25 protein-coding genes are annotated in these 24,572 nt (G+C 39.7%); 17 read left to right on the forward strand and 8 right to left on the reverse strand.

Annotated elements, in window-relative coordinates; all coding sequences use genetic code 11:
• Window positions 1–9 precede the first annotated feature (9 nt).
• The 4 genes from ispG to pnuC all read left to right on the forward strand — a co-directional run bounded on the left by ispG (window position 10) and on the right by pnuC (window position 3,999).
• Window positions 10–1,122 (forward strand): flavodoxin-dependent (E)-4-hydroxy-3-methylbut-2-enyl-diphosphate synthase, encoded by a 1,113-nt coding sequence (ispG, locus tag ASU1_RS00855; RefSeq protein WP_014990980.1) that lies wholly within the window; start codon window positions 10–12, stop codon window positions 1,120–1,122.
• Window positions 1,123–1,250: 128 nt separating this feature from the next.
• The gene (gene hisS, locus ASU1_RS00860; RefSeq protein ID WP_014990981.1) at window positions 1,251–2,522 is read left to right on the forward strand and encodes a histidine--tRNA ligase; all 1,272 of its coding nucleotides are present in this window, start codon (window positions 1,251–1,253) and stop codon (window positions 2,520–2,522) included.
• Between the two features lie 35 nt (window positions 2,523–2,557).
• Window positions 2,558–3,181 carry a YfgM family protein gene (locus ASU1_RS00865; protein ID WP_197696923.1) on the forward strand — a complete coding sequence of 208 codons (624 nt, stop codon included), beginning with the start codon at window positions 2,558–2,560 and terminating at the stop codon, window positions 3,179–3,181.
• Between the two features lie 125 nt (window positions 3,182–3,306).
• A complete protein-coding gene (gene pnuC, locus ASU1_RS00870) occupies window positions 3,307–3,999 on the forward strand; it encodes a nicotinamide riboside transporter PnuC (RefSeq protein ID WP_014990983.1) in 693 nt (230 codons plus the stop codon).
• 91 nt (window positions 4,000–4,090) lie between these two features.
• Here the strand turns inward: pnuC and purD are convergent, their stop codons facing one another.
• A complete protein-coding gene (gene purD, locus ASU1_RS00875) occupies window positions 4,091–5,377 on the reverse strand; it encodes a phosphoribosylamine--glycine ligase (protein ID WP_014990984.1) in 1,287 nt (428 codons plus the stop codon).
• 291 nt (window positions 5,378–5,668) lie between these two features.
• On the opposite strand from purD, the gene rpsF reads away from it, so the two are divergent.
• The 4 genes from rpsF to rplI are packed head-to-tail and all read left to right on the forward strand — an operon-like array spanning window position 5,669 to window position 7,061.
• Window positions 5,669–6,043, forward strand: a complete 375-nt coding sequence (gene rpsF, locus ASU1_RS00880) for a 30S ribosomal protein S6 (RefSeq protein WP_005598107.1) — start codon at window positions 5,669–5,671, stop codon at window positions 6,041–6,043.
• Complete coding sequence (gene priB / locus ASU1_RS00885; RefSeq protein WP_026313171.1) at window positions 6,018–6,392, forward strand: primosomal replication protein N; 375 nt, start codon at window positions 6,018–6,020, stop codon at window positions 6,390–6,392. The genes rpsF and priB overlap by 26 nt, the downstream gene beginning before the upstream one ends.
• Window positions 6,367–6,594 carry a 30S ribosomal protein S18 gene (gene rpsR, locus ASU1_RS00890; protein WP_005598105.1) on the forward strand — a complete coding sequence of 76 codons (228 nt, stop codon included), beginning with the start codon at window positions 6,367–6,369 and terminating at the stop codon, window positions 6,592–6,594. Before priB ends, rpsR begins: the two co-directional genes overlap by 26 nt.
• Before the next feature lie 17 nt (window positions 6,595–6,611).
• Window positions 6,612–7,061, forward strand: coding sequence for a 50S ribosomal protein L9 (rplI, locus tag ASU1_RS00895; protein ID WP_014990985.1), 450 nt, complete (start codon window positions 6,612–6,614; stop codon window positions 7,059–7,061).
• Between the two features lie 115 nt (window positions 7,062–7,176).
• Here rplI and ASU1_RS00900 read toward each other — a convergent pair whose 3' ends face one another.
• The gene (locus ASU1_RS00900) at window positions 7,177–7,392 is read right to left on the reverse strand and encodes an HP1242/YdcH family protein (protein WP_014990986.1); all 216 of its coding nucleotides are present in this window, start codon (window positions 7,390–7,392) and stop codon (window positions 7,177–7,179) included.
• Window positions 7,393–7,585: 193 nt separating this feature from the next.
• On the opposite strand from ASU1_RS00900, the gene ASU1_RS00905 reads away from it, so the two are divergent.
• On the forward strand, window positions 7,586–8,512 hold the full coding sequence (locus ASU1_RS00905) for a hypothetical protein (protein ID WP_014990987.1): 927 nt from the start codon (window positions 7,586–7,588) through the stop codon (window positions 8,510–8,512).
• Complete coding sequence (locus ASU1_RS00910) at window positions 8,512–9,450, forward strand: LacI family DNA-binding transcriptional regulator (RefSeq protein WP_014990988.1); 939 nt, start codon at window positions 8,512–8,514, stop codon at window positions 9,448–9,450. Before ASU1_RS00905 ends, ASU1_RS00910 begins: the two co-directional genes overlap by 1 nt.
• On the opposite strand, the gene ASU1_RS00915 is transcribed toward ASU1_RS00910, so the two are convergent.
• From ASU1_RS00915 to ASU1_RS00930, 4 genes are read right to left on the reverse strand one after another with little or no spacing between them, the layout of a single operon-like run.
• Window positions 9,437–10,192: a class I SAM-dependent methyltransferase gene (locus tag ASU1_RS00915; protein WP_014990989.1), complete on the reverse strand. Its 756-nt coding sequence runs from the start codon at window positions 10,190–10,192 to the stop codon at window positions 9,437–9,439. The genes ASU1_RS00910 and ASU1_RS00915 overlap by 14 nt on opposite strands.
• Window positions 10,193–10,234: 42 nt before the next feature.
• Window positions 10,235–11,239: an anthranilate phosphoribosyltransferase gene (gene trpD / locus ASU1_RS00920; RefSeq protein WP_014990990.1), complete on the reverse strand. Its 1,005-nt coding sequence runs from the start codon at window positions 11,237–11,239 to the stop codon at window positions 10,235–10,237.
• 56 nt (window positions 11,240–11,295) lie between these two features.
• Window positions 11,296–11,883, reverse strand: coding sequence for an aminodeoxychorismate/anthranilate synthase component II (locus tag ASU1_RS00925; RefSeq protein WP_014990991.1), 588 nt, complete (start codon window positions 11,881–11,883; stop codon window positions 11,296–11,298).
• 13 nt (window positions 11,884–11,896) lie between these two features.
• The gene (locus ASU1_RS00930; protein ID WP_014990992.1) at window positions 11,897–13,447 is read right to left on the reverse strand and encodes an anthranilate synthase component 1; all 1,551 of its coding nucleotides are present in this window, start codon (window positions 13,445–13,447) and stop codon (window positions 11,897–11,899) included.
• A gap of 172 nt (window positions 13,448–13,619) precedes the next feature.
• Here ASU1_RS00930 and ASU1_RS00935 point away from each other — a divergent pair, with 172 nt between their 5' ends.
• The 3 genes from ASU1_RS00935 to rluB all read left to right on the forward strand — a co-directional run bounded on the left by ASU1_RS00935 (window position 13,620) and on the right by rluB (window position 16,369).
• Entirely contained in the window at window positions 13,620–14,516 is an 897-nt protein-coding gene (locus ASU1_RS00935; RefSeq protein ID WP_039194844.1) for a Dyp-type peroxidase, read from the forward strand.
• 77 nt (window positions 14,517–14,593) lie between these two features.
• A complete protein-coding gene (locus ASU1_RS00940; protein ID WP_014990994.1) occupies window positions 14,594–15,211 on the forward strand; it encodes an L-threonylcarbamoyladenylate synthase in 618 nt (205 codons plus the stop codon).
• Between the two features lie 84 nt (window positions 15,212–15,295).
• Window positions 15,296–16,369: a 23S rRNA pseudouridine(2605) synthase RluB gene (gene rluB / locus ASU1_RS00945; protein WP_014990995.1), complete on the forward strand. Its 1,074-nt coding sequence runs from the start codon at window positions 15,296–15,298 to the stop codon at window positions 16,367–16,369.
• A 71-nt stretch (window positions 16,370–16,440) separates the two neighbouring features.
• Here rluB and ASU1_RS00950 read toward each other — a convergent pair whose 3' ends face one another.
• Window positions 16,441–17,370, reverse strand: coding sequence for a LysR family transcriptional regulator (locus ASU1_RS00950; protein WP_014990996.1), 930 nt, complete (start codon window positions 17,368–17,370; stop codon window positions 16,441–16,443).
• 304 nt (window positions 17,371–17,674) lie between these two features.
• On the opposite strand from ASU1_RS00950, the gene ASU1_RS00955 reads away from it, so the two are divergent.
• Window positions 17,675–18,529, forward strand: a complete 855-nt coding sequence (locus ASU1_RS00955) for a Slam-dependent surface lipoprotein (RefSeq protein WP_014990997.1) — start codon at window positions 17,675–17,677, stop codon at window positions 18,527–18,529.
• A 92-nt stretch (window positions 18,530–18,621) separates the two neighbouring features.
• Here ASU1_RS00955 and ASU1_RS00960 read toward each other — a convergent pair whose 3' ends face one another.
• A complete protein-coding gene (locus ASU1_RS00960; RefSeq protein ID WP_014990998.1) occupies window positions 18,622–19,023 on the reverse strand; it encodes a hypothetical protein in 402 nt (133 codons plus the stop codon).
• A 218-nt stretch (window positions 19,024–19,241) separates the two neighbouring features.
• On the opposite strand from ASU1_RS00960, the gene metE reads away from it, so the two are divergent.
• The 3 genes from metE (at window position 19,242) to ASU1_RS00975 (ending at window position 24,554) form a co-directional block, all read left to right on the forward strand.
• The gene (gene metE / locus ASU1_RS00965; RefSeq protein ID WP_014990999.1) at window positions 19,242–21,515 is read left to right on the forward strand and encodes a 5-methyltetrahydropteroyltriglutamate--homocysteine S-methyltransferase; all 2,274 of its coding nucleotides are present in this window, start codon (window positions 19,242–19,244) and stop codon (window positions 21,513–21,515) included.
• Between the two features lie 320 nt (window positions 21,516–21,835).
• The gene (locus tag ASU1_RS00970; protein ID WP_014991000.1) at window positions 21,836–23,278 is read left to right on the forward strand and encodes a surface lipoprotein assembly modifier; all 1,443 of its coding nucleotides are present in this window, start codon (window positions 21,836–21,838) and stop codon (window positions 23,276–23,278) included.
• A 31-nt stretch (window positions 23,279–23,309) separates the two neighbouring features.
• A complete protein-coding gene (locus ASU1_RS00975) occupies window positions 23,310–24,554 on the forward strand; it encodes a transferrin-binding protein-like solute binding protein (RefSeq protein WP_014991001.1) in 1,245 nt (414 codons plus the stop codon).
• Window positions 24,555–24,572 lie beyond the last annotated feature (18 nt).

The raw sequence follows: 24,572 nt of genomic DNA on the forward strand, positions 1-24,572 counted from the left end.
GGATTGGACATGTCAATTCATCAATCGCCAATTAAACGTCGTGAATCGAAGAAAATTTGGGTGGGTAACGTCGCAGTCGGTGGTGATGCACCGATTTCGGTACAATCCATGACGAATACCCGTACAACTGACGTAGAAGCAACGGTTGCGCAAATTAAATCATTGGAACGTGTTGGGGCGGATATTGTACGAGTTTCCGTGCCGACCATGGATGCCGCAGAGGCATTTAAAGTGATTAAACAACAAGTGAATGTGCCGCTTGTGGCGGATATTCACTTCGATTATCGTATCGCTTTGAAAGTGGCGGAATACGGTGTTGACTGTTTACGTATCAATCCGGGTAATATCGGTAATGAAGATCGTATTCGTGCGGTAGTGGATTGTGCAAAAGATAAAAATATTCCGATTCGAATTGGAGTAAATGCAGGATCGCTTGAACGTGATTTGCAAGAGAAATACGGTGAGCCGACTCCGCAAGCGTTATTAGAATCGGCATTACGTCACGTAGATATTTTAGATCGCTTTAATTTTGAGAACTTTAAAGTGAGTGTGAAAGCATCTGATGTATTTCTAGCGGTCGAATCTTACCGCCTTTTAGCAAAACAAATCGTACAGCCGTTGCATTTAGGCATTACTGAAGCAGGTGGTGCGCGTGCTGGCTCGGTTAAATCAGCAATTGGTCTAGGTTTATTACTGTCGGAAGGTATCGGTGATACATTACGTGTGTCTCTTGCCGCCGATCCGGTAGAAGAAGTTAAAGTCGGTTTCGATATTTTAAAATCGTTACGTATTCGTTCTCGTGGTATTAACTTTATTGCTTGCCCGACTTGCTCACGTCAAGAAATTGATGTAATTGCAACGGTGAATGCGTTAGAACAACGCTTAGAAGATATCTTAACCCCGATGGATGTTTCTATTATCGGTTGTGTGGTAAACGGTCCGGGTGAAGCGCTTGTATCGGATCTCGGTGTCACCGGTTCCAATAAAATGAGTGGTTTTTATCTTGATGGCGTGCGCCAAAAAGAGCGTTTTGATAACGAAAAACTCATCGACCAATTAGAAGCAAAAATTCGTGCACGCGTTGCAGAGCAACACAATCGAATTCAAATCGAACAAATTTAATTTTAGTAACCACGGGTTACACAGGTTTTACGGATATTGTGGAAAACAAGCGGTCAATTTTCTTCAAAATTTACCTGCCGTATTGATTTGTGTTGTCCGTGGTTTTAGCGTAATAAAAGGAAAATAAAGTGGCTAAAAATATTCAAGCAATTCGTGGGATGAACGATTGCTCTCCAACAGAATCACCATTATGGCAATGGATCGAAAATAAAGTACGTAATGTATTAGCCGGTTATGGCTATTCTGAAGTGCGTATGCCAATTGTAGAAAGTACGCCGCTTTTCGCACGTGCGATTGGCGAAGTAACGGATGTGGTTTCAAAAGAAATGTACACATTCTGGGATAATAACGAGCAATTAACTCTTCGTCCGGAAGGTACTGCCGGTTGTGTACGTGCAGCGATTGAACGTGGCTGGATCTATAATAATGAACAACGCTTATGGTATATGGGACCAATGTTCCGTCACGAGCGTCCGCAAAAAGGCCGTTATCGTCAATTCCACCAAGCTGGTGTAGAAATTTTTGGTATTCCAAATCCGGAAATTGATGCGGAACTCATTATGTTAACTGCGCGTTTATGGAAAGAATTAGGTATCGAACAACACGTTTCTTTACAACTGAACTCAATCGGTTCGCTTGAAGCACGCGCGAATTATCGTTCGGCATTGGTAAAATTCTTAGAAAATCATACCGCTTTAATGAGCGATGAAGAAAAAGAGCGTTTAGTTAAAAATCCGTTACGTATTCTTGATACCAAAAACCAAGCGTTACAAGAAGTGCTGAATGACGCACCGAAATTATTAGATTATTTAGATGATGACAGTCGTGAACATTTTGCGCAGCTTTGTAGTCTATTAGACGCAATGGGTATTGCTTATGAGGTGAATCCAAAACTGGTACGTGGTTTAGATTACTATAATAAAACCGTGTTTGAGTGGGTAACTTCAGCATTAGGTTCTCAAGGTACTGTATGTGGTGGCGGTCGTTATGACGGCTTGGTTGAACAGCTTGGCGGTCATGCAACGCAAGGCGTTGGTTTTGCAATGGGTTTAGAGCGCTTAGTTTTACTTGTTCAAGAAGTGAATAAAGAGATCAGCTTACCGAAAGCTGTTGATGTCTATGTAGTTTATTCAGGCGAAGGCGCAACTTTAAATGCATTCCAAATTGCAGAACAAATCCGTACTGAATTACCGCAATTACGTGTGATGACACATTGTTCCGGCGGTAATTTCAAAAAGCAATTCAAGCGTGCAGATAAAGTAGAAGCGCAAATTGCATTAGTTATCGGTGAAAGCGAAGTCGCTGAGCAAAAAGTGGTTGTAAAAGATCTACAAAGCGGTGCAGAACAAATTACTATTGCACAAGCAGATCTTATTTCAGAACTTACTAAACGTTTTTAAGTTATTACCCGTTTAGGGTAAATGGAGAAATCATTATTATGAGCGATTATTTAAATAAAACGGAAGAGCAGCAGTTTGAAGAGGCAAAAGGCTGGTTTAAAGAAAACGGTACACCAATTTTGGTTGCGATCATTATTGCCTGTGCTGCAACTTTCGGTTGGAATTTTTGGAAAAATCACCAAATTGAAACGGCACAACAAACTTCTGCAACTTACCAAAATATTATGGAAAGCTATTTACAAGATCCAAGCAAAAATGCACCGCTTGTAGAAAAGTTTATTGCGGATCATAAAGATTCAAGTTATGCCGTTTTTGCACAGTTAGAAGAAGCAAAACAAGCCGTTGATAAAGCGGATTTTGCTCGTGCGAAAAGTGTATTAGAGAATGCATTGACGGCTGCAAGCGACTCGACTTTACAAACAGTAATTCGTTTCCGTTTAGCTGCGGTGGATTACCAACTAAAACACTACGATCAGGCGTTAGCAATGCTCGCCCAGATCCAAGATCAAGTGTGGGAACAACGTAAGCTTGTGTTAAGCGGTGATATTCTTGTTGCTAAAGGCGATAAAGATGTTGCAAAGAGCGCTTATGAAAAAGCAAAAGAGATTGCACCGGCACAAGATAAAGTGTTAATTGATGTACGTTTAAATAATCTGTAATCGAAATAGGACTGTTGTCTAGACAGTCCTATTTTTTTATCTGACGCATGAGAATGTAATTTATATTTTACATTCTATGCTAATTTAACTTACACTTTCCTCAGTATCATTACATTGGAGGTTATATGAATACACAAACCGTTTCGAATTTTGTTAAACAAGAGCTTTCCGGCTGGAGACCCTTTGAAGTGATTTGGCTTGTTGCCTTTATTGCCGCCCAAGTTTGGGCTTACGTACAAGCACCGGATTCTATTTTGGCGATGATTTCTGGCATCGCCGGTATTATCTGTGTTGTTTTAGTGAGTAAAGGCAAAGTAAGTAATTACTTGTTCGGTTTAATTTTTGCTTACACCTATTTTTATGTAGCATGGGGCAATAATTTTATCGGTGAAATGAACAGTGTGCTTTATGTGTATTTACCGGCGCAGTTTATCGGTTACTTCGTTTGGCAAGCGAATATGCAAAAAGACAGCCAAGGCGGTGGTGCGGTGATTGCTAAATCGTTAACTGTCAAAGGTTGGATCGTATTATTAGCAACGATTAGTATCGGTACTTTACTTTTTATTCAAGCACTTAAAGCAGCGGGCGGTAGTTCAACCGGCTTAGATGGAGTGACAACTATCACCACGGTGGCGGCACAATTACTGATGATTTTACGTTATCGTGAACAATGGTTATTGTGGATTGTACTTAATGTGTTATCGATTGCTTTATGGGCGGAAACACCGGCAATGTATTTAATGTACGGAGCATATCTGCTTAACTCGCTTTATGGTTTCTATAACTGGACGCAATTAGAGAAAAACGCTCAGCGTTAATATTCTTCGCTAGCTAATAACAAGCGGTCTAATTTGCAAAATATTTTACAAATTAGACCGCTTGATTTTTTGCTATGAGCCTAAAAGCAAATTATGCTTTTTCTCTTGCTACTGCACGGTAACCAATATCACGGCGATAGAAACGTCCTTGCCATTGAATTTGTTCGGCAAGTTTTAAAGCTTGCTGCTGTGCATCAAACACCGAATTACCTAATGCGGTTGCACATAAAACACGGCCACCGTTTGTCACTAATTTACCGTCTTTTTGCTCAACACCGGCAAGGAATACTTTCTGTGATTTTTGTGCTTGAGTTGGAATACCGCTGATTTCATCGCCTTTACGATAATCGCCCGGATAACCTTCCGCTGCAAGTACGATGCCTAATGCTGCTTGTTCACACCATTTTGATTTAACCGTATCAAGTTTTTCATCACAAGCGGCTAAACAAAGTTGTACAAGATCTGATTCTAAACGCATCATAATCGGTTGCGTTTCCGGATCACCGAAACGGCAGTTAAACTCGATCACTTTTGGCTGTCCGTTCGGCATAATCATTAAACCGGCATAGAGGAAACCAGTATACGGATTACCTTCCGCCGCCATACCTTTCACGGTTGGGTAAATCACTTCTTCCATTACACGGTTATGAATTTCTGGAGTGACAACCGGAGCCGGTGAGTATGCGCCCATACCGCCGGTATTTAAACCTTTATCACCTTCGCCAACACGTTTGTGATCTTGACTGGTCGCCATCGGTTCAACATTTTTACCGTCTACCATCACGATAAAGCTTGCTTCTTCACCGTCTAAAAATTCTTCGATAACCACACGACTACCGGCTTCGCCGAATGCATTGCCTGACAGCATATCTTTTACTGCTTCTTCCGCTTCTTCAAGCGTCATCGCAACAATTACACCTTTACCGGCAGCTAAACCGTCTGCTTTGATCACAATTGGCGCTCCTTTTTGCTTTAAATAAGCAATAGCCGGCTCAACTTCTGTAAAGTTTTGATATTCAGCAGTTGGAATTTGATGACGAGCTAAGAAATCCTTAGTAAACGCTTTTGAACCTTCTAATTGTGCGGCAGCTTGAGTCGGACCAAAAATTTTTAAGCCGTTTGCACGGAATGCATCAACTACACCGATAACGAGCGGTGCCTCCGGTCCAACAATCGTTAAGCCAATTTGGTTTTCTTTCGCAAAAGCTACTAATGCCGGAAGGTCTGTTGCTGAAATTGCAACATTTTCGATACCTTCTTCCAGTGCGGTACCTGCATTACCCGGTGCGACAAAAACTTTTTTGACTAAAGGCGATTGACGAACTTTCCAAGCTAAAGCGTGTTCACGACCACCGTTACCAATAATTAATACATTCATTTGGATTCCTTATAAATTAACAAAAGCAAACGTTTGCGCAATTGTACTAGAAGATCACAAAATACTGAACTATTATTCGTATTTTCATCTGATAAAACCTATTTTCATATTTAAGTGATAAATCACATTATTAAATTATGCTTAAAAGACAGCATTAACAATAAATTTTGCTTGCAAAACCAACAAGTTTACGTATAATTCCGCCGTTCAGTCACATTTGTTTTTTAATCCTTGCTTCCACAAGTTGGTGACTGGCTAAAGTTGGAGGCTGCTAACCCGTAAGGATAGTCAATGCGTCACTACGAAATCGTTTTTATGGTTCACCCGGACCAAAGCGAACAAGTACCAGCAATGATTGAGCGTTACACAGCATCTGTAAAAGAAGCTGGCGGTCAAGTTCATCGCTTAGAAGATTGGGGTCGTCGTCAATTAGCATACCCAATCAACAAACTTCACAAAGCACACTACGTGTTAATGAATGTAGAAGCACCTCAAAGTGTAATCGACGAGTTAGAAACTAACTTCCGTTATAACGATGCAGTTCTTCGTAACTTAATCGTTCACACTAAAGCGGCAGTAACTGAAGCTTCACCAATGGTGAAAGCGAAAGAAAGCAAAGTTGCTGAAGCGGTAGCTGAAGTTGAATCAGAGGAAGCTGGCGAGTAATTCGCCAATTGATAATTGCTTAATTCTGAGCGGCTCGGTCGCTTCAATGGTTAAGCAAAGCCAAAACCCGTTAGGGGTTCCGAATTATCGTTTTTGGCTTGAACATCGTTCAATCCAAACCGAAGTGAATTTAGAACGTCAGGCGTGGTGTAAAATCCAAGTGATTTTAAATGGCAGTCAATTTAGTTTAATAACCCAACAAATAAAGCTCGGCGATAAAATTAGAGTTCATGGATTTATTCATACTCACAAAGACTATAATGGTTTAAACCAATTAGTCGTTCACGCCGAACATATTGAATTTATAGATCAGGAGAAGCCAAATGGCACGTTATTTCCGTCGTCGTAAGTTCTGCCGTTTCACAGCGGAAAATGTTGTTGAGATCGATTACAAAGATATCGCTACATTAAAGAACTACATTTCTGAAAGCGGCAAGATTGTTCCTAGCCGTATCACTGGTACTCGTGCGAAGTATCAACGTCAATTAGCTCGCGCAATCAAACGCGCTCGTTACTTAGCGTTACTTCCATACACTGACAACCATCAGTAATAGAGAGGTCGAGTACAATGCAAGTTATTTTATTAGATAAAGTTGCTCACTTAGGTTCTGTGGGCGACCAAGTAACTGTTAAATCAGGTTTTGCACGTAACTTCTTAATCCCACAAGGTAAAGCAGTTATGGCAACAGCAGCAAACATTGCTCACTTCGAAGCACGTCGTGCTGAATTAGAAGCAAAAGCGGCGGCAGCATTATCAGCAGCACAAGCTCGTGCAGCTAAAATTGCTGAAATCGCAGCAGTATCAGTATCTGCAACTGCAGGTGACGATGGCCGTTTATTCGGTTCTATCTCTGCAAAAGATATCGCTGATGCATTAACAGCGGCAGGCGTTGAAGTAGCTAAATCAGAAGTTCGTTTAGGTGAAGGTCCACTTCGCACAACTGGCGAACACGAAGTTAAAGTTCACTTACACGCTGAAGTGAATGCAACTGTAACTGTTAACGTAGTTGCTGAATAATCTTTAGATTATTAGAAAACCCAGCTTAGGCTGGGTTTTTTGTTTTTGATAACTATCGAAATTTAATGGCTATTAAAATGCCCACCTTCAAAAAGTGGGCATTGTCGTTAATTCATTAAGCTGATTTTTTCTTTAGAATTGCGTATAGCTCATCTTTTATATGTAATTTCTCTTTTTTGAGAAGCTCTACTTCATCATTGGTTGCAAGCTCTATATTTGACTCCATGTTTTTAATGCGTTGGTCTAGCTCATTATGTCTCTCAAATAGGCGAGTAAAATGCGCATCACTATTTTTTAATTTGGTGATTAGCTCACGAAATTCTGGGAACATATACAACTCCTATAATGTCTTAATTGAACCTTTGGTTTAATTTGATACTACTCTTTTTTAGCTAGGTTGGGATAACTTTATTTTAAATCTTTGAAGTCGATCACAAAATTTTCGTGAAACAAGGATTGATGAATTTACTCTATACTCGGCTCAGGTATAATACAGCCTCTTTTGTTTACTGGGGACAATAATAATGCGTTACAAAGCTCTCTTATCTTTTCTCTTTGCAGTATTGAGCAGCACTGCGGTTGCTAAGTGGGAAAAAATCAATGATGTGGATTACACTTGGGGACCGTTCAAAATTTATAATATTTCCCTATTTACAGAAACGGGCGAATATAAGAATACGGAACGCCCAGTAATGTTGACATTGAAATACAGTAAACCGGTTGATGGTCGAGATTTCGCGATTTCAGTAGCGAAATCATGGGCGAATTTGGGGATTACACTTCCTGCACAAGATGAAGTGATCGATCGACTTCGTAAAATCTTACCGGATTTAAAACCGGATGATTCATTAAGCTATATTGCGTTAGCTGATCGTGGTTATTTTGTGTTAAATGATAAAGTGATTGAGCAAGATTTTAATGCTGAATTTAATGATGCAATGCTGGCTATTTGGTTAGATCCGAAAGTTGAGTTCAGCTATAAATTAATCGCTAAGAAAGTAGAAGGTGCAGAGCAAGAAGTACACCAGTCAGCAGAATATCGCCAAAGTCTGGAAGAAATTTCAATTGAACCGAAACAACAGAAGTTATCGACTAAAGCTGAATTAACGGATCAGCCGGCATCAACCGAACAAGCGGTGGATTCTGAGTCACAATCGACAAAATTAGAATCGCCGAAACCGACTAAAAAAGTGGATATTGCAAAAGTTGCAGAAGTTAAACCGGCAAAGAGTGATGTTGAAAAAACACAAAATAAAACGGCTGTATCGGCTTCTGAAGCCGTGGTAGAACCGGCTGAAGAAAAAACTGAAACACCAGCTGTAGCACCAGAAGCTGAGACTAAGCCGGTAGAGCAGAAACCAGAACCAACGAAGGAAGAATTAGAAAATCCGGAGAAGGAAATCTTGCCGGAATCTGACCCTACTCCTGCTTACCAACTACCTGTATCCTAATGAAATTAACGATTAAAGATATTGCCGCACGTTGTAATGTTGGTAAATCCACAGTGTCTCGAGTGTTGAATAATGATCCTAAGGTGAGTGTTCAGACTCGAGAACGAGTGCAAGCAGTCATTGATGAGTTAGGATTCCAGCCGAATCAAAGTGCCAGAGCAATGAGAGGGGCTTCTTCTCCTGTTGTTGGAATTATTGTTACACGTCTTAACTCCACCGCTGAATCTCAAACTTTAAGCACGATTTTACAGCAGCTATACGCTAAAAATATTACCCCTCTGATTGTTGAGAGCCAATTTCAACCTGAATTAGTGACTCGCCATTTTGAATTATTCCGCCAACGTCAGGTGGATGGCGTTATTCTATTTGGTTTTTCACAACTTTCACTTGAAATTATTCAGCAATGGCGAGGCTCATTGGTGACTGTTGCTCGTGCTTACCCCAATATTCCTGCGGTATATTATGATGATGAGAATGCGATTAGTATATTAATGACGAAATTGTATCAGCAGGGGCATCGTAACATTGCCTACTTAGGCGTAAATGATCAAGATGAAACAACTGGTCATGATCGCAATCGCAGCTATTTGGCTTTTTGTAATTCTCATCAGATTCCCGCTAATTTAGTGGAAGCGGAATTGACGATTGAAAGCGGCTATTTACAGATGCCGAAGTTAATGTGTAAACCGGTATCGGCGATATTGTGTGCCAGCAGCTCGCTAGCGATTAGTGCATTAAAATATTTGCAAGAAAATCAGCAAAATCTACCGCTTGCTTGTATCGGGCAAAATACATTATTGCAGTGTTTTGCAACCAATTTGCTTACGCTGGATTTTGGTTATCCTCAGGCGGGAAAATGGGCGGTAGAATTGTTATTAACACAGCTCGGCGGCAAAACAACCACCGAGCAACGCAAAGTACCGGTTAACTTTTCTTAACTGCTTTGATAAACAGTAATGGCGGGCGATGTTGTAGATCTTTAAACTCGTTATGCCATTGCGGTTGTTCCGCCAGCATTGGCTCTTCCACTTGCACGATTTCAAAACCGGCTTGAATCAGCTGATTGCAGATTGTTGCCATGGTGCGATGATAGGTTTTGAATGCTTGTTGGAACCAACTTCTGTCTCGCTCACCCTCATCTCGATAATAATTTAAACGATAAGCAACTTGTTGTTTTTGCTCATTTTTCTCCCAACGATAGCCGTCTTTATAGCAAGTGACGATCGGATGTTCTTGGGAAAAAATCAGCGTACCGCAAGCGGTCATTTTTGCGGAAATTTTTGCAAGTAAATCGGCAAAGTCCTCAATATAATGGAACGCAAACGAGCTGGTGACCACATCAAAATGATCTTCCGGAATTTTATCTAATTGTTCCATTGGCAAGCAGTGCAGTGAGAAAGCGGTCGATTTTTGCCAGTTTTTTGCTAAATCACTTTCCGCCTGTTTTAGCATGAGTTCCGATAAATCCAGACCGACAACTTTACTTGCTCCCAATTCCAAATAATGTGCTAGATGTACGCCGGTACCACAACCTAAATCTAACACTTTTTTCTTGGTAAGATCCGGTAAAAGTGAAAACATGGTAGGCTTTTCCACCACTTCATTCATACTGATTGGGTTTTCACGTAATTGTTGATAACGTTCAAAGAAAATCGGGGTATCGTAAATACTTTTTTTCAACTGTTTATTCCTATAAAAAAGCCCACAAATGTGGGCAATATGTTACTGGTATCGGGCGAGCTTTTGCAAGGTTTGGTAGGCTTTATCTGTTCTCAGCAAATCTTTGACACGCTGTACGTTGGTTTTTAAATCTCGTTCTCCGAATGTGCGCATGAGCATAGCAGTATTTACTGCAACCGCATCAATATGTGCCGCTTCGCCTTTGCCTTTTAATAAAGCGGTAATTTTTTCCGCATTTTCTGTAGGCTCACCACCTTTTAACGCCTCAATTGAATGGCGTTGGATACCGAAATCTTCCGGTGTCAGTGTGAAATAATGGATTTCGCCTTGTTCAATTTCAGCGACTAAAGTTTCGCCGTGTACCGCCACTTCATCTAAACCGGAACCGTACACCACAATCGAATGTTGATGATTTAAGGTGCGTACCGTTTCTGCATAAATTTTCAAAACTTCCGGTGAATAAACGCCGAGTAATTGGCGTTTCGCGTGTGCCGGATTGACTAACGGCCCCAGAATATTAAATAGCGTGCGAGTTTTCAATGCTTGGCGTACCGGTACGGCGTGTTTAAAACCGGCGTGGTAAAGCGGTGCAAATAAGAAACAGAGATTATTTTCATCTAACGCTTGGCGTGCGGTTTGGGGTGAAATCGCCACATTAATCCCTAATGCGGATAGTACATCACTTGCGCCGGTTTTACTGGAGACGCTGCGGCTGCCATGTTTTGCTACTTTATAGCCTAAGGTTGCGGCTACAATCGCACTGGCGGTAGAGATATTGATTGTATTTTGCCCGTCGCCACCGGTTCCGACAATATCGGCAAAATCGTAATCGGGAGTTGGGAATACGGTTGCATTTGCAAATGCAGCTTCAACCGCTCCGGCAATTTCCTCAATTGTCTCGCCCCGTACTTTTAACGCAATTAATGCGCCGGCGAGTTGTTCGTTAGAAACATTACCTTGAATTACTTGTTCAAAAAAGTATTGCGATTCTGCTTTTGTGAGTGCTTGGTTCTCAAATAATTGGCTAAGAATGTTGTCGAGTTGCATAGTGTTATCCTGTTTTCGTTATACTGATAAGCGGTTATTTTTCTAAATTTTTTTGCTTAATGTTGTGTGGAAAGCAGCCATTCGACCGATTGTTTTAATAATTTAGTGCCTTCTACGGTTAGGATTGATTCTGGGTGAAATTGAAAGCCGCAAATCGGTAATTGTTTGTGGCGAATCGCCATCACGATATTATCGAAGCGAGCATTGATTTCTAACTCCTCCGGTAGGTTATCACCCATTAATGAATGGTAACGGGCAACCGGCATCGGGTTATTAATACCGTGGAACATTGCTTGGTTATCGTGTTCAATTTTAGACACTTTGCCGTGTAAAACAGTACCGGTATGCACGATACGTCCGCCTAACGCTTCGATAATCGCTTGATGACCCAAACAAATACCAATCATCGGTACAACGCCTTTGAGCTGTTTAATAATTGCTAACATATTGCCGGCTTCTGCCGGTGTGCCGGGGCCGGGCGAAAGCGCTACAATACAATTTTCGGTAGTTTGTGCTTTGTTTAGAAAGTCTTCTAATGGGTAATCGTTACGAAAAATAGTTACTTGATGACCTAATTCACGAAATTGATCGACAAGGTTGTAGGTAAACGAATCAAAATTATCAACAAAAAGAATATGTGCCATAGCTTATCCGTCCTTATTTGGTATTAACTTGTGCGATTGCTTTTAATACGGCTTTCGCTTTATGACGTGTTTCATCCGCTTCTGATTGCGGATCCGAATCCAATACTTCGCCGCAACCGGCTTGTACGTAAGCGATGCCGTTTTGTACGAATGCAGAACGAATCACAATGCAAGTATCTAAATCACCTTGTGAGGTTAAGTAACCGACTGCACCGCCGTAACTGTGGCGTTTTTGTTGCTCTACTTGGTAGATTAATTGCATCGCTTTAATTTTTGGCGCACCGGTTAATGTACCCATATTCATACATGCTTGATAAGCGTGTAACGCATCTAAATCGCTACGCAATGTGCCGACTACACGAGAGACAAGGTGCATAATTTGTGAGTAGCGATCGATTTGCATCAGATCCACCACTTTACGTGTACCGGCTTGGCAGACTCGTGCGACATCATTACGAGCCAGATCGACTAACATTAAATGTTCTGCCAATTCTTTTTGATCTAAACGCAATTCCAATTCTAAGCGTGAATCCAATTCCGGATCGATATTGCCATTAGCATCAAAGCCACGCGGACGAGAGCCGGCAATCGGATAGATTTCTAATTGACGAGTAGCTTGCGAATATTTCAAGGCACTTTCGGGCGATGCACCGAATAAAGTAAAGTTTTCGCCTTGCATAAAGAACATATACGGGCTTGGATTATTAATTTTAAGCTGACGATAAGCGGCTAAAATATTCGGGCAAGGCAAACTAAAACGGCGTGACGGTACAATTTGGAACACATCACCGATATGAATATGATGTTTGAGTTTTTGAACGATCTGTTTAAAGTCTTCATCTTCAATATTGGTTTTCACTTCACCACTCGCCGTTTGAATCGGTAGGCGTAATTCGCAAGGCTGATATTTTGCAAGAATTTGGCTAAATTCGACCGCTTGTTGCTGTAAGCGGCTTTGCTGTGTTTCATCAAAACAGAAAGTGTGCAATACCGATTCCTGTTTTTGGTGGTCAATAAACACTAATTGTTCGGCAAGATAGAAGCTGTAATCATGGCAACTTAAGCCGTCATCTTGTAGTTGAATACCATCCATCGGAATAAAATGGGCGACCAAATCGTAGCTAAATAAACCGCCTAAATAGATTGGATCTGCTTTATCAGCAAAAAGTTGGCTCACACAACGTAAACCGTCAAACACGGTGCTGGTTTTAAGTTTACTATCTTCATCTAAATTTTGGGCAATGGGTGGAAAGGTTGCCGACAAGCGGTTAAATTCCGTTGAAACTTTGCAATTTGGAGTCGGAGATAACTGAGCAAGCGCTGCTTGAATATGGGGAAGTACGGCTTTACCGTTTTCAGTTAACGCCTCAAAAGTGACGGTTTGAGCATCGCAATAAATATGTAATGCGGATTGGGCGAATAATAGACTTTTTAGGCTGTTTTTACTGTGAATTTCTGCTGAGTCTAATAAAAGTGTATGTGGTTTATTATCACATAGGTGATAAAACGCTACGGTTGTATCTTCATAATAGGGAAGTTGTGTTTGCTGAGTATTTAGATTCATTTCACGATTCCTTGTTTTATTTTTTAATTTTGTACTATTAAACTAGTATAAAAATGATAAGTCAAGTGATTTTTTTAATACTGGGAATTTGACTAAAACGGCTGATTTTATTTACTCGCTTTTGTACAATAACGATTGTTTCTTATCTATTTTCTTACTTATGGGATACATTATGGCAACTCCACAATCCGGCATTACACTAACGCATCGTAAATCGGGCATTTTTATTGAAGCGAATATTTTAAATATTGAAATGTTTCGTTCTAAAGTTCATACCATTCAGCATCAATTTCAGGAACTTCAACAGCAATTTTCTACGGAAGCATTAGGGCTTACCTTGGCTTTTGGTAAAGCGCTTTGGAACCAGCTAAAGACTAATTCCGCTGCCGAATTGAAGGATTTTATTGCATTAGGCAAAGCCGAACGAGAGTATGCGCCGGCAACCCAATGTGATTTTTTAGTGCATATCCAATCTAATCGTCCGGATATTAATTTTTCTATCGCTTTGATGGTGGTGGAACAATTAAAAGAGGTGGCGGAAATTGTGGAAGAAACCCATGGTTTTCGTTGGGTGGAAGAGCGTGATTTAACCGGCTTTATTGACGGTACTGAGAATCCGCAAACCGATGAAAAACTGCGTGAAGTCGCTTTAATTGAAGACGGTGAGGATGCCGGTGGTAGTTATGTGTTGAGTCAACGTTATGTTCATCAATTGGCAAAATGGCATAAGATGAACACGGAGCGTCAAGAACAAGTGATCGGCAGAACAAAAGCGGACAGTGTTGAGCTTGAGGATGTACCGGAAAATTCTCACGTAGGTCGTGTGGATTTAAAAGAAAATGGTAAAGGTTTAAAAATTTTACGCCACAGTTTGCCGTACGGTTTAGCGAGCGGCGAGCATGGTCTATATTTTATTGCTTTTGCGAAACGTTTACACAATATCGACCAACAGCTTAAAAGTATGTTTGGTGAATTAGACGGCAAAACTGACCGCTTGTTAGGCTTTACTAAGCCGGTTTCTGGTAGTTATTATTTTGCGCCGTCGCTAGAGCAATTAGCGGCACTCTAAGAACGGTATAATTCTTTAGAGAATATAAGAATGTTGGTGTATAATGCACCAACATTTTTTTCGAAGGATATTACGCTATGAGCCAATTTTTTTATATTCATCCTGATAACCCTCAGGCACGTTTGATTAATCAAGCGGTAGAAATTATTAAAAATGGTGGCGTTATTATTTATCCGACAGATTCAGGTTATGCTTTAGGCTGTGCAATCGGTGAAAAACACGCAATGGATCGCATTGTTGCGATTCGTAAATTGCCTGAAAATCACAATTTTACCTTGGTATGTAGTGATTTGTCAGAGCTTTCCACTTACGCATTAGTCACTAATCAATCTTATCGCTTAATCAAAAATAACACCCCAAATCCTTACACCTTTATTTTACCGGCAACCAAAGACGTACCGCGTAGATTAATGACTAAGCGTAAGACGATAGGGATTCGTGTACCGGATAATGCGATCGCTTTGGCATTAATTGCAGCGCTAGGCGAGCCGATTTTATCTTGCTCGTTAATGTTACCTGATACGGAAATTACCGAATCGGATCCGGATGAAATTCGAGAACATTTAGAGCATCGTGTGGATTTAATTATCCACGGCGGTTATTTAGGTCAAGAGCCGACAACTGTGATTGATTTAACCGAAGATAGTCCTCGAATTATTCGTGAAGGATCGGGCGATATTACGCCTTTTAACTAATCATGTTTTCTCCTATCGTGTATAGGAAAATTGGAGAAATCCATATTTCAGACGCTCGTGAGAGCGACAATTTAAGGAATTTTAATGACAACATTTCAAAAAAAACCAACTGATAAACGTTCACCGTCTTTTAAACATTCGCAAGGCGAAAAGCGTTTTGATAAACGTAGCGGAGACAAGCGTTCATCATCTAGAAAATTTGATGAACAATCTGAAAGACGTGCCCGTCCAACGTCTAAGCCATTAGTAAAAAAATCAGTAAAACCGACCGCTTCTGTTACTGAAACAGTAGAAAAAAAAGCGAAAATAGTCGGCGAAAAATTACAGAAAATTTTAGCACGTGCCGGTCAAGGATCTCGCCGTGAATTGGAAGAGATTATTGCAGCAGGACGTGTGAGCGTTGACGGTAAAATCGCAAGCTTAGGCGATCGTGTACAGGTAAGCAGTGCCACTAAAATTCGTATTGACGGTAATTTAATCAGCTTAATTCCGGCACAAAAAGAAATTTGTCGCGTATTGATGTATTACAAACCGGAAGGTGAATTATGTACTCGTTCAGATCCGGAAGGTCGTGCAACGGTATTTGATCGCTTACCTCGTTTAACCGGTGCACGTTGGATTGCGGTCGGTCGCTTAGATATTAATACTTCAGGTTTATTACTGTTTACTACAGACGGTGAGTTAGCGAATCGTTTAATGCACCCGAGCCGTGAAGTAGAGCGTGAATATTCCGTGCGTGTGTTTGGTAATATTGATGAAGCAATGTTACAACGTTTACGCAAAGGTGTTCAGTTAGAAGACGGTCCGGCAAACTTTAAACAGATTAAAACCGTTGGTGGCACAGGTTTAAACCAATGGTTTGATGTCACTTTAACTGAAGGACGTAACCGTGAAGTACGTCGTTTATGGGAATCGCAAGGTGTTGAGGTTAGTCGTTTGATTCGTATTCGTTACGGTAATATCAAATTAGAAAAAGGTTTACCTCGTGGTGGATGGGAAGAAATGGGCTTAGAGCAAGTAAACTATTTGCGTGAGCTTGTTGGTCTACCGGCAGAAACTGAAACCAAAGTGGATGTGACAAAAAATCGTCGTCGCACCAATATTCGCCAAATTCGTAAAGCGGTAAAACAGCATTCTAAATATCGCGCGAAAGTATAATAAATTAGTAATAAAAGAAACGGCCAGATTGATAAGAATCAGGCCGTTTTCATATTCAGTGCAATTAACGTTTAATCTTCTAAAACCATTAACCCCGGTAATGTTGCAAAACTTTGCGATTTTACGGTATTGTGGAAATCGTTCAGATAAGCATAGTTTTGATCCGTTTCTCGGTATGCGCCATAAAGATTGCTGTACAGTCCTTGTTGCGTAATCTTTTTTGCAACTACATAGCCTCTATCTAAATAAGGTTTTACCGCCCAATAAGGTAAGGTCGCAATTCCTCGTTTACTTGCCACTAATTGAATAATCGCAATAGTCAATTCGCTAGTTCTACGTGTTGGGCTGATACCCGCTGGGCGTAATACTTTACGTAATAAATCTAACATATCGTCAGGAACCGGATAAGTTATCCACGTCTCATCAATAAAGTCTTCTGCTTCCCAAATATCTTTTTGAGCTAAAGGATGATCTTTAGCACAAATGCCAACCATTTCATACGAAAAGAGCGGGCGGTAAATGATCCCTTCCGTTTGTTCTGCCTCTGCAACGACTGCCCAATCTGCACGATGTGTTAATAATAAGCCTACGGTATCCGTGTGGAAACCGGATACGATATCTAATTCGACTAATGGCCAGCTTTGACGGAAAGTATCCATTGCTGGCATTAACCAGTCAAAACAAGTATGGCATTCGACTGCAATTCTTAATTCCCCAACTTCGCCTTGCTTTACTCGTGCAAGATCGAGCTCAGCTTCTGCAACTTTAGGTAAAATTTCATGGGCTAATTTTACTAAACGATCTCCAGCTGGAGTAAAACGTAAAGGTTGTGTTTTACGTTCAAATAATGTGAGCTCATATTGATCTTCTAATAATTTTATTTGATGAGAAAGGGCTGATTGTGTCAAGTGGACACGTTTTGCAGCAAGAGAAACACTGCCGCTTTCTTTTAAAGCGAGTAATGTTTTGAGATGGCGAAGTTCAAGAAAGATGGGTTTCATTTACAATTAATAAAGTCTTCAGAAAATTAAGTAGTAGGATGAGTATAATATAAATTATTGTTTTAAATAAGTAAATTTTTTTCATTATAATTGAAAGATAAATGATTTAATTTATGGAACTAAATAAATTTATATTTGTCTATATAAAGTTTTTTATTATTTGGATGGTGTTTTTTATTATTTTTTTTAGTGGGGAGTTATATTGAATAAATTAAAATAATAATTTACATAACTCTAGATTATTTATTTTAACTTATATATACTTTAATAAATTTCTTTATAAGGATATATTAGGAGTGTATATATGCAAAAAATTTCAAAACTAAGTTTAACTGTATTAACTGGGCTTGTATTAAGCGCTTGTGGAAGTAGTGGCGGCGGTGACAATAATGATTCATCAAATACTGCTGTAAATGTACCGGTAGCTGATAATATGCCTCAGCCAACTACTCCTTCTCAGCCAAACAATCCTTCTAATGATAATAATCGAGGCTATACACCGGTAGTAGGAAATATGCCTTCAAATTCATCAACAGGAACTGTTCTTGTGATATCGAATCAAGACGATGATGTTTTGGAAAAGCGAGTTGAATTACATAATTCAAATACTGAACTCTTAAATGTTGAAGGTACAGAAATTCGCGTTGGCTATAAAAGTTCGGGTATTTATTCGGGTACTTGGTTAAATATGGGACTTTTAAGTGCCTGCTGTGATAAATATAGCGCAGTACGTTTTGGGGTTCTCGATAGGAATGGTCCGGAAGTAGACAGTTATATGTTCTATAATGGTTCTCCAACAGCGTCAATGCCAACTAGCGGCACAGCGACTTATAATGGTCATGCAATTATTGCCGGTAATACAGTGCAATTTGATGAACATGATTGGTTAAAAGGAACGTCACAATTTAACGTTGATTTCGGTGCGAAAAAACTGAATGGTTCTTTAAATATTGATACGCTTGAAGCAGTGAATATTACGGCAGATATTTCTGGTAATAGCTTTGCCGGTGCGGCAAATTCAAATAGTTTCCCAACGAAAGCGAATGTAGAAGGCAAATTCTACGGTGAAAATGCTAAAGAGCTTGGCGGTATGATTAGAGATGTATCTAACATTGGCAGTGATACTTCTTGGGGCGCGGTATTTGGTGCTAGCCAATAATAGCTAATTAAATGTATAAGCGGTCTAATTTTATTCTTTTTTTGCAACAAAAATGCTTTGCAAATAATGAAATAAATTAGGCCGCTTTATTTTTACTGAGTAGTTTTTGCGCAAACCGTTTCTTTGCCGATTTCTTTTTGCCAACAACTCCAATAACTGTAATGATCCGCCCATTGCATATTTTCATCTAAAGAAAAGAAGACGGTTTTCGTTTTATCCGGCTCAGGTATTTTGTCCGGCATTTTTTTACTAATTAGCCCGTATTCCGCACCAGTAATTTCGTATGTTAACTCATAGGCGGAAACATAGAATCGATTATGATTGATGGTAATTTGATCGGTGAAATATTGATTACCATGTACGATTCCTTGTTCAAGCCGTTCCACATCACATTGTACGCTTTTTAATTTCTTCCCTGTTAATGAATATAAGCATTCATCGGCATAAGCGGTATTAAGTGCTAAAAGAGCGCAAAGTCCTAGCCATTTTTTCATTTTTCCTCCCTAAAAAATGTCTTGAGATATGATTAAGCATAACATAAAGGGCATACTTTATGCGTAATCTATAACTTAATTGATTATTAAAAATATTCATAATTAAATTGAAGATTATGAAGTTGCATAATGTTTAAGGTTCTTGCATTATTTTTGACACAGCTTAGCGGATTAATCGCTAAGTTAGCTGAATAACAAACAGATCGCAGGAGTGCAGTATGACAACATTACATATCTTAGGTTTCCCACGTGTAGGGGCAAAACGTGAATTAAAATTTGCGCAGGAACGCTACTGGCGTAAAGAATTAGCCGAACAAGATTTATTAGATCTGGCAAAAGCGTTACGTGAAAAAAATTGGCAGCATCAAGCGCAAGCCGATGCGGATTTTGTCACGGTCGGCGATTTTACGTTTTACGATCACATTTTAGATCTACAAGTAGCAACCGGCGCGATACCGGCTCGTTTTGGTTTTGACAGCCAAACTCTGAGTCTCGATCAATATTTCCAATTAGCACGTGGTAATAAAGAGCAGTTTGCGATTGAAATGACCAAATGGTTTGATACTAATTACCACTATCTTGTACCGGAATTTCAGAAAAATACCACGTTTAAGGCGAATCCTACGCATTATGTGAATCAAATTCGTGAAGCGAAAACTGCCGGACATCAGGTTAAACCGGTGATCGTCGGCCCGCTAACATTTTTATGGCTAGGTAAAGAAAAAGGTGAAGCCTTTAACCGCTTTGATTTGCTCAAGCAACTTGTGCCGGTTTATTTTGAGATTTTAACCGCACTAGCCGCTGAAGGTGTGGAATGGATTCAAATTGATGAACCTGCATTGGCATTAGATTTACCTCAAGAATGGCTTGCGGCTTATCAAGATGTTTACGCTCAGTTAGCTAAAGTGAATGCGAAGCTATTATTGGCAACTTATTTCGGCTCGGTGGCAGAACACGCTGCTTTATTAAAAGCGTTGCCGGTAGACGGTTTACACCTTGATCTCGTGCGTGCGCCGGAACAACTCAGTGCATTTGAAGATTATCCGAAAGTGCTTTCTGCCGGTGTGATTGACGGGCGTAATATTTGGCGAGCGAATTTAAATCGTGTATTGGATGTGTTGGAACCATTAAAAGCGAAATTTAATCAGCGTTTATGGATTGCACCGAGCTGTTCGTTATTGCATACACCTTATGATTTAGCGGTAGAAACGCAATTACAGCAAACTAACCCTGAATTGTATCGCTGGTTAGCTTTTACCTTACAAAAAGTGGCAGAGCTGCAGGTTTTAAAACAGGCATTAAATGCGGGGCGGTCAGCGGTCGCAGAACAATTAAATGACAGCCAAACCGCGGCAGATGCTCGAGAAAACAGTAAAGTGATTCATAAAGCGGAAGTGGCACAACGTTTAGCGAATTTACCGGCAAATGCGGACAAACGTCAGTCACCTTTTGCCGAGCGAATTAAATTGCAAAATAAATGGCTAAATTTACCGCTTCTTCCGACTACCAATATCGGTTCTTTTCCGCAAACATTGGAAATTCGCCATGCCCGTGCTGCATTTAAAAAAGGGGAACTATCGCTTGCCGATTATGAAGCGGCAATGAAAAAAGAAATTGAATTTGTAGTTCGTAAACAAGAAGAGCTGGACTTAGACGTATTAGTTCACGGCGAAGCGGAACGTAACGATATGGTGGAATATTTCGGTGAGTTGCTGGACGGCTTTGCTTTCACTAAATTTGGTTGGGTACAAAGCTACGGTTCTCGTTGTGTAAAACCGCCGGTGATTTATGGTGACGTCACTCGTCCTGAACCGATGACGGTGCGTTGGTCGCAATATGCTCAAAACCTGACGGATAAAGTGATGAAAGGCATGCTAACCGGTCCGGTGACGATTTTACAATGGTCGTTTGTGCGTAACGATATTCCTCGTTCTACCGTATGTAAGCAAATTGGCGTGGCACTTTCTGACGAAGTATTGGATCTGGAAAAAGCCGGAATTAAAGTGATTCAGATTGACGAACCGGCAATTCGAGAAGGCTTACCGCTTAAACGAGCGGATTGGGATGCTTATTTACAATGGGCGGGAGAAGCGTTCCGTTTAAGTTATATGGGCGTAAAAGACGATACCCAAATCCACACTCATATGTGCTATTCGGAATTTAACGATATTTTACCGGCGATTGCAGGGCTTGATGCGGATGTGATCACGATTGAAACTTCACGCTCTGATATGGAATTACTCACAGCGTTTGCCGATTTCAAATATCCGAATGATATCGGCCCAGGTGTTTATGATATTCATAGTCCTCGTGTACCGACAGCCGGTGAAATCGAGCATTTATTACGTAAAGCATTGAAGGTAATCCCGAAAGAACGTTTATGGGTGAATCCGGATTGCGGCTTAAAAACGCGAGGTTGGAAAGAAACTATAGAGCAATTACAAGTCATGGTGGATGTAACGAAGAAACTGCGTACTGAATTAACACAATAGTTTGGTTGAGATAGCTTTCAATCTATTGATAAAACAAGCGGTCTAATTTGTAAAAAAATTTGCAAATTAGACCGCTTTTTTATTTATATCCAAGATGAGATGAATAGTCTTTAATCAATAAAAAATAATAAGCCTTTTATTTTTTATGTGTATATTTTGGTTGTGAATTATACCGATTGTATAATAGGATCAAATTTAAATGCATTTAATAATAATTCTTATTGAATAGATATGGCAAAATTGCTAGTATCAAAAAATTGTAAGGTTTCCATTGTAATGTAAATTTAAACGCAGAATGATGCGTTTAATGATTTTAATCTATGTTTAAAAAATTAGCGTTTTTATGTGCTGGCTTATTCTATTTGCTTCAATTTAATATCGCTTATGCGGAGCAACAAATTAATACACCTGAAAAGAATGTGGAAATTGCTAAGTTACTTAAGGAAACCCCAAAATTACCTGAATTAACCATAAATTCGATTGAAAATATTCAACAATCTGAACAAGATTTATTAAATAATAAATTGTTTGTTGAGCAATTTCTGAATAATGCAATCGAAACAGGTCACCTTTCTTCAATTAAATATTTATTGGCGATTTATCGTCAATTCCAGAATTCTGATCCTATTTTAATTCTTTTTGCACAAGCTCAGATTGCTAAAATCCAGCAACAATATGCCGAGGCGGCTAAATTATATCGTGAAATATTAGCGATTAAACCAAGGCTTACTCCTGTCCGCATACAACTTGCAATTGTATTGTTCCTGTCTCAACAGGATAAGGCAGCTAAAGAGCAGTTTGAAAAATCATTGAGTGAACCACAGCTCCCTGCTGATATTGAACAATTAATTCATCTTTATTTGCAGGCATTGGAACAGCGCAATGTATGGCAAGTTTCGTTGAGTGCTAATTATTTACGTGAAGACAATGTAAATCATGTTTCAAGCGAACGATATATTGAAAATACCGCTTTTATAAAAGGCGAAAGTATGTTGCCACAAAAAGCACAAGGCATCAGCTATTACTTTGGTTTAGAGCGCGATATCAATTTATGGAATGCTCATTATTTACGTATCGATAATAGTTTATACGGTAAAAATTACTGGGATCAGCATGATTATGACGATATTACCAATCGCCTATCGTTAGGCTATGTACATAAAGGCTCACAGCAACGCTTTGCGATTTTGCCGTTTTATGAACAGCAATGGTATGGCGGTCATCGATACAAGCGCAGTAATGGTGGCAGAATAGAATTTAATCGTTGGTTAAATTCAAATTGGCAATTTTCAACGGCCGCAGAGTATGCTCGGAATTTCTATTCAAATAGCTTAAGTTTAAACGGTAAGAGTAAGTTAGCTTCATTAACGATGTTATGGCGTGCTAGTCCTCGTACTTATTTTTATTTAGGAGCGGATTACGCTCAAGAACGCACTAAAGTTCGTCATTACAGCTATGACTTAAAAACAGCCCGTATTGGTTGGGGGCAAGAATGGTATGGGGGAATTTCTTCTCGTTTAAGTTTTTCTGCTTCTAAGCGAGAGTATAAGGATAATCTTTCGCTCGGTTCGGCTTTTCATTTCGATAAACAGCGTGAAGACCGAATCTATCATATCAATGCAACCGTTTGGAAACGAGATTGGCACTTATGGGGGATTACTCCAAAGCTTAATTATCACTGGAAAAAACAACGTAGCAATTTTGTAAGCCTTTATTCTTACTCGGATAAAAGTATCAACATAATACTGGAAAAAACTTTTTAATTAACAACTTTGTTTTATATAAGGACTTTCAATGAAAAATATTTTAAATAAACAAGTATTAAATACGGCAGCAACAATTTTATTGTCTATCGGGGTAACAGCGTGTTCATCTGGGGGAAGTGATCAGCCCGGAATTGATCAAAGCACTCGCTTAAGCCAAGTCGCGGTACAACATTTATTAGAAGATAAATTACAAGCTCAAGAACACCTTGACGAGGTAAAACAAGCATTGGATGCTCTGCAATTAGCTTTAGTTAAAGCACAAGCGGCTAATTCGACATCAGATGTACAACAAACATTAAAAGATGCTAGTAGCTTATTAGAAAAAGCGAAATTGGCAGCCGAAAATGCTAAAGATGAAGCGAAAAATGCTGCTTCACGAGTATCAAGTGCAAGTGCACAATTATCTACCGCTGTAGATGAAGCGAATAATGTAATGAACATTGCGAATCAAGCAAATAGCGTGTTATTAGAGGCAACTAACACCTTTAATCAAATTCAATCAGTGCTTGCTGATTTAACTCAAAAAGAGGTGGCAAAAGCTGAAGAGCAGACGAAAAAAATAGCACAAGAAAAGCAAATAGCGACAAATAAAGCGATTACCACTGCAATATCTTATAACAACCTCGATTCGATTGTGCATGATTATGGTAATAGCGAGGCACGAGAAGCATTATTAGCAAAATTACAAAAACAAGGCTCAAATGCGCCAGCCTCTTGTAGTAATGCAAAAACCTCAACTTGCCATAAAGAGGTAGCAAGAGGCAGTGTCGTAGTTAATTACAATCAAGCTTATTCAAGTTATGCGGTTATTCGTGAAACCTATAATAATGAAAATCCACAGCCGAGTAATGCTTTTATTGTATTAGCGAAGGAGAGCGATTTAACCACAGATCGTGCTGCAGTCGTAAATGCAACTTATACGGGTAAAGCGTCTTATAGTGCAAAAAATGTGCCGGCGGTAATGACGCGAGATTTCACCTTAAAAGTGGAAAATGACAAAGTAAGTGGTTCGGTTTTCCAAAAAACGATTAATTCGAAGGGGATAGAAAAAGTAACAGAAAATGTAGCGTTAAATGAAGGAAAGATCAGTGTTGATAATGGAGTAGTGGGCTTTAGTGGCTCAGCAAAATTCGGTGCGATCGCAAGCAATGCCGAAGGTACTTATAAAGGCGTATTCGTAGGTAAAAATGCAGAGGAAGTGATCGGTACTTTTGAAACAAATAGCACAGAAAAAGCTTCTTCAGCACAAGGTGCTTTTGCAGGAAAAAAATAATCACGAATTTTGGCTTTT

Source organism: Actinobacillus suis ATCC 33415 (genome assembly GCF_000739435.1).
Lineage (GTDB): Bacteria > Pseudomonadota > Gammaproteobacteria > Enterobacterales > Pasteurellaceae > Actinobacillus > Actinobacillus suis.

Coding starts and splice junctions, on each gene's coding strand:
- rplI (WP_014990985.1), top strand. CDS start 6,612: ATGCAAGTTATTTTATTAGATAAAGTTGCTCACTTAGGTTCTGTGGGC.
- ispG (WP_014990980.1), top strand. CDS start 10: ATGTCAATTCATCAATCGCCAATTAAACGTCGTGAATCGAAGAAAATT.
- ASU1_RS00925 (WP_014990991.1), bottom strand. CDS start 11,883: ATGGCACATATTCTTTTTGTTGATAATTTTGATTCGTTTACCTACAAC.
- metE (WP_014990999.1), top strand. CDS start 19,242: ATGACAACATTACATATCTTAGGTTTCCCACGTGTAGGGGCAAAACGT.
- ASU1_RS00950 (WP_014990996.1), bottom strand. CDS start 17,370: ATGAAACCCATCTTTCTTGAACTTCGCCATCTCAAAACATTACTCGCT.
- ASU1_RS00960 (WP_014990998.1), bottom strand. CDS start 19,023: ATGAAAAAATGGCTAGGACTTTGCGCTCTTTTAGCACTTAATACCGCT.
- ASU1_RS00955 (WP_014990997.1), top strand. CDS start 17,675: ATGCAAAAAATTTCAAAACTAAGTTTAACTGTATTAACTGGGCTTGTA.
- ASU1_RS00905 (WP_014990987.1), top strand. CDS start 7,586: ATGCGTTACAAAGCTCTCTTATCTTTTCTCTTTGCAGTATTGAGCAGC.
- ASU1_RS00930 (WP_014990992.1), bottom strand. CDS start 13,447: ATGAATCTAAATACTCAGCAAACACAACTTCCCTATTATGAAGATACA.
- rpsF (WP_005598107.1), top strand. CDS start 5,669: ATGCGTCACTACGAAATCGTTTTTATGGTTCACCCGGACCAAAGCGAA.
- purD (WP_014990984.1), bottom strand. CDS start 5,377: ATGAATGTATTAATTATTGGTAACGGTGGTCGTGAACACGCTTTAGCT.
- ASU1_RS00970 (WP_014991000.1), top strand. CDS start 21,836: ATGTTTAAAAAATTAGCGTTTTTATGTGCTGGCTTATTCTATTTGCTT.
- ASU1_RS00910 (WP_014990988.1), top strand. CDS start 8,512: ATGAAATTAACGATTAAAGATATTGCCGCACGTTGTAATGTTGGTAAA.
- ASU1_RS00900 (WP_014990986.1), bottom strand. CDS start 7,392: ATGTTCCCAGAATTTCGTGAGCTAATCACCAAATTAAAAAATAGTGAT.
- rluB (WP_014990995.1), top strand. CDS start 15,296: ATGACAACATTTCAAAAAAAACCAACTGATAAACGTTCACCGTCTTTT.
- rpsR (WP_005598105.1), top strand. CDS start 6,367: ATGGCACGTTATTTCCGTCGTCGTAAGTTCTGCCGTTTCACAGCGGAA.
- trpD (WP_014990990.1), bottom strand. CDS start 11,239: ATGCAACTCGACAACATTCTTAGCCAATTATTTGAGAACCAAGCACTC.
- pnuC (WP_014990983.1), top strand. CDS start 3,307: ATGAATACACAAACCGTTTCGAATTTTGTTAAACAAGAGCTTTCCGGC.
- ASU1_RS00975 (WP_014991001.1), top strand. CDS start 23,310: ATGAAAAATATTTTAAATAAACAAGTATTAAATACGGCAGCAACAATT.
- ASU1_RS00935 (WP_039194844.1), top strand. CDS start 13,620: ATGGCAACTCCACAATCCGGCATTACACTAACGCATCGTAAATCGGGC.
- ASU1_RS00940 (WP_014990994.1), top strand. CDS start 14,594: ATGAGCCAATTTTTTTATATTCATCCTGATAACCCTCAGGCACGTTTG.